Here is a 4,069-nt window from a genome sequence, read left to right on the forward strand (position 1 = left end):
CTCTGCCGGCGCGCCCTCCTGCGGTTTGGGTACGAACTACATGCTGGAGATGTCGCCCTGCTTGGCGCGGACGGCCTCGGCGGCGGCCAGGAGGCTGGCCAGCTCGTCGGCGTCCAGGTCGGTCTCGACGATCCGACGGACACCCTCGCGGCCGATCTCGGCCTCGACACCCAGGTAGACGCCGGAGATGCCGTACTCGCCGTCGACCCAGGCGCAGACCGGCATGACGTCGCCGGAGTCCTCGGCCACGGCCTTCGCCATCCGCGCCGCGGCGGCGGACGGGGCGTAGTACGCCGAACCGGTCTTGAGCAGTGCGACGACCTCGGCGCCACCGTTGCGGGTCTTGACGACCAGCTCCTCGATCTGCTCGGCCGGCATCGCGTCACGCAGCGGCTTGCCGTTGACGGTGCTCTTGGACGGCACCGGGACCATGGTGTCGCCGTGCGAGCCCAGGGTCAGCGTGCGTACCGACGCCACCGGCACGTTCAGCGCCTCGGCGACGAAGTTGCTGAACCGGGCGGTGTCGAGCATGCCGGCCTGGCCGAGCACCCGGTTCTTGGGGAACTGGGTGGCGAGCTGCGCCAGCGCGGTCATCTCGTCCAGCGGGTTGGAGACGACGATGACGACGGCGCTGGGGGCGTACTTGGCCACGTTCTCGGCGACCTGCCGCACGATCTTGGCGTTGGTCTCCAGCAGGTCCATCCGGCTCATGCCCGGCTTACGGGGCAGGCCAGCGGTGATGACGACGACGTCGGAGCCCTCGATGGCCTCGTAGCCCTCGCCGTTCGGGCCGGTGGTCACGCCGACGACCTTGGTCTCGAAGCCCTCGATGGCCCGCGACTGGTTGAGGTCGAGCGCGAGGCCCGCGGGCTTGCCCTCCACGATGTCGGTGATCACAACGGTGTCGAAGACGTCGTACTCGGCCAGGCGCTGTGCGGTGGTGGAGCCGTAGAAGCCAGCCCCGACGACAGTGACCTTCTTACCCATGGTCGTCCCACTCCCTGATACCAGTCGGTTTTCCGGACCGTATCAGCCATCCTGGCACTGATCGGGCCAGGGGCGGACAGTTATGACCGGACAGACGCGAACGGCACTCGTGGGACAGCGTCGACGCGTCAGCCGCGCTCGGCGCGCTCCACGACGTTGGTCAGCAGCATGGCGCGGGTCATCGGGCCGACGCCGCCGGGCATCGGAACCAGCGCACCGGCCGTCTCGGCCACCTCCGGAGCGACGTCGCCGGTGTAGCGGCCCTTGCCGTCCGGGCCGATCACCCGGGTGATGCCGACGTCCACGACGACGGCACCCGGGTTGATCATGTCGGCGGTCAGCAGCCCCGGTACGCCGGCCGCGACGATGACGATGTCGGCGGCCCGGGTGTGCGAGGCGAGGTCGAGGGTGCCGGTGTGGCACAGGGTGACGGTGGCATTCTCGCTGCGACGGGTGAGCAGCAGGCCGAGCGGACGGCCGACGGTGTTGCCCCGGCCGACGACCGCCACGGTGGCACCGCGCAGCGCCACGTCGTGGCGGCGGAGCAGCTCCACGATGCCGCGCGGGGTGCAGGGCAGCGGACCGTCGTAGCCGAGGACGAGACGACCCAGGTTGACCGGGTGCAGGCCGTCGGCGTCCTTGGCCGGGTCGATGAGCTCCAGCACCCGCTGGGTGTCCAGGTGGGCGGGCAGCGGCAGCTGGACGATGTAGCCGTGGCACGCCGGGTCGGCGTTCAGCTCGGCCAGGACGTCGTCGACCTGCTGCTGGGTGGCGTCGGCCGGCAACTCCCGGCGGATCGAGGCGATGCCCACCTCGGCGCAGTCACGGTGCTTGCCGTTGACGTACGCCTGGCTGCCCGGGTCGGCGCCGACCAGGACCGTGCCGAGCCCGGGGGTGATGCCGCGCTCCGCGAGAGCCTTCACCCGTATCCGCAGCTCGTCCTTGATCTCCGCCGCGGTCGCCTTGCCGTCCAGAAGCGTCGCCGTCACCACCAGATCGTCTCATGTCCGGCACGTGCCGTTCCGGCGACCTCACTCCGGACGGCCGCCGAGGCACCGGCCACACCACCGAACGTCACGATGAGTTACGTGTTGCTCATCACTCTGGGTGACAATTTGTGGACCTTGTCACCGAGAAAACGGTCGCCGTCTGCGCACGCGGCGGATACCGGACGGACCCGCCGGAGGCGGCCGAATCCCTGCCAGCAGACCCCACGACACTTCGGCCTTGTTGGCGAACGTGCAGCCCAGAGCCGCTTGTCCGGTTTGGGCTAGCACGCACGAGGGAGCCGCGCAAGGAAGACGTCCTCGGACCGTTACGCACCCGCGACCGGGCCGTTGTCGACGGCCGGTATTTCGACCTACCGTTACCGCTTGTTGCGCAGCGTAAACCCAGCGTCGGGCCTGACTGCGCAGCGTGAGGAGATGAGGAGGCTCTATGCGAGTTCGTAGACTCGCCGCCTGGACCGCCCTCCCGCTCGCGGTGACGCTGGGCCTCGCGGCCTGCGGCAGCGGCGGAGACGGTGGATCCGGCGGCAACGGCAGTTCGGCGGTCAGCATTCAGATCGCCGAGCCCCAGCACCTGGTTCCGACCAACACCACCGAGACGTCCGGGTCGCAGGTGCTCGCCGGCCTGTTCAGCCCGCTCGTCGACTACGACGCCCAGAACAAGCCGTACGAGGTCGCCGCGCAGTCGATCACCTCGTCCGACAACACGGTCTGGACGATCAAGCTCAAGGACGGCTACACCTTCCACAACGGCGAGAAGGTCACGTCCGAGGACTACATCAACGCGTGGAACTACGGCGCCTACGCGCCCAACGGCCAGGGTGGCAGCTACTTCTTCGAGAAGATCGCCGGCTACCAGGACCTGCAGGGCGACAAGCCGAAGGCCAAGGAGATGTCCGGCCTGAAGAAGGTCGACGACCTGACCTTCCAGGTGACGCTCAGCGCTCCGTACATCGATTTCAAGACGATGCTCGGATACAACGCGTTCTACCCGCTGCCGGACGCCGCGTTCTCGGCTCCGGGCGTGCTCAAGGACTCTTACGAGCAGGCACCGATCGGTCAGGGCCCGTTCAAGATGAAGGGCACCTGGCAGCACGACAGCAAGATCGACGTCGAGCGGTACGACGCCTACCCGGGTGAGAAGCCCAAGGTGCAGGACGTCGAGTTCCGGGTCTACCAGCAGCTCACCGCGGCCTACGCGGACGTGCTGGGCGACAACCTGGACGTGCTCCCGACGATCCCGACCGAGAGCCTCGGCAACGCGCCGACCGACCTGGGCGACCGGTACCAGACCAGCCCGATGTCGTCGTTCCAGTTCCTGGCCTTCCCGACGTTCGACAAGAACTTCAGCAACCCGGACGTGCGCAAGGCCATCTCGATGGCGATCGACCGTGACGAGATCACCAAGTCGGTCTTCAAGGGCTCGCAGACGCCGGCGCGCTCCTTCGTCTCGCCGGTCCTGCCGGGCTACCGGGAGAACACCACCGGCGCGTCGGGTGAGTTCAACCCGACCGAGGCCAAGAAGCTCTACCAGGCCGCCGGCGGACCGTCGAAGATCGTCATCTCCTACAACGGCGACGGCGGTCACAAGGACTGGGTCGACGCGACCGCCAACCAGCTGAAGGCCAACCTGGGCGTGGACGTTGTCGGCTCGGCCGAGCCGAAGTTCGCCGACCTGCTCACCAAGGTCGAGAAGAAGCAGCCGGTTGGCATGTTCCGGCTGGGCTGGGTCATGGACTACCCCTCCATGGAGGACTACCTCGGCCCGCTGTACAGCACCAACGGCTCGTCGAACTACTACGGCTACAGCAACCCGGAGTTCGACAAGCTCGTCAAGGAGGGTTCCGCCGCCAAGACGCAGGACGAGGCGATCGCCAAGTACCAGCAGGCGGAGGACATCCTGGCCAAGGACATGCCGGTGATCCCGCTCCGCTTCGGCGAGAACGTGTACGGCACCTCGTCCAAGGTCAAGAACGTGCAGATGGACCTGTTCCAGCGGGTCAACCTCATCAAGATCGAAGCGGCGGCCAGCTGAGCTGACCAACGGATTCGGGCCACCCGGGCGACGACGCCCG

3 protein-coding genes are annotated in these 4,069 nt (G+C 67.9%); 1 reads left to right on the forward strand and 2 read right to left on the reverse strand.

Annotated elements, in window-relative coordinates; genetic code table 11:
• Window positions 1–36: 36 nt before the first annotated feature.
• Window positions 37–987, reverse strand: a complete 951-nt coding sequence (locus AB0J68_RS28400) for a malate dehydrogenase (protein ID WP_354855392.1) — start codon at window positions 985–987, stop codon at window positions 37–39.
• A 128-nt stretch (window positions 988–1,115) separates the two neighbouring features.
• On the reverse strand, window positions 1,116–1,976 hold the full coding sequence (locus AB0J68_RS28405; protein ID WP_355139184.1) for a bifunctional methylenetetrahydrofolate dehydrogenase/methenyltetrahydrofolate cyclohydrolase: 861 nt from the start codon (window positions 1,974–1,976) through the stop codon (window positions 1,116–1,118).
• Window positions 1,977–2,424: 448 nt separating this feature from the next.
• On the opposite strand from AB0J68_RS28405, the gene AB0J68_RS28410 reads away from it, so the two are divergent.
• Window positions 2,425–4,029 carry an ABC transporter substrate-binding protein gene (locus tag AB0J68_RS28410; RefSeq protein WP_363941498.1) on the forward strand — a complete coding sequence of 535 codons (1,605 nt, stop codon included), beginning with the start codon at window positions 2,425–2,427 and terminating at the stop codon, window positions 4,027–4,029.
• Window positions 4,030–4,069 lie beyond the last annotated feature (40 nt).

The organism is Micromonospora sp. NPDC049580 (assembly GCF_040675595.1).
Taxonomy (GTDB): domain Bacteria; phylum Actinomycetota; class Actinomycetes; order Mycobacteriales; family Micromonosporaceae; genus Micromonospora.

Coding starts and splice junctions, on each gene's coding strand:
- AB0J68_RS28400 (WP_354855392.1), bottom strand. CDS start 987: ATGGGTAAGAAGGTCACTGTCGTCGGGGCTGGCTTCTACGGCTCCACC.
- AB0J68_RS28410 (WP_363941498.1), top strand. CDS start 2,425: ATGCGAGTTCGTAGACTCGCCGCCTGGACCGCCCTCCCGCTCGCGGTG.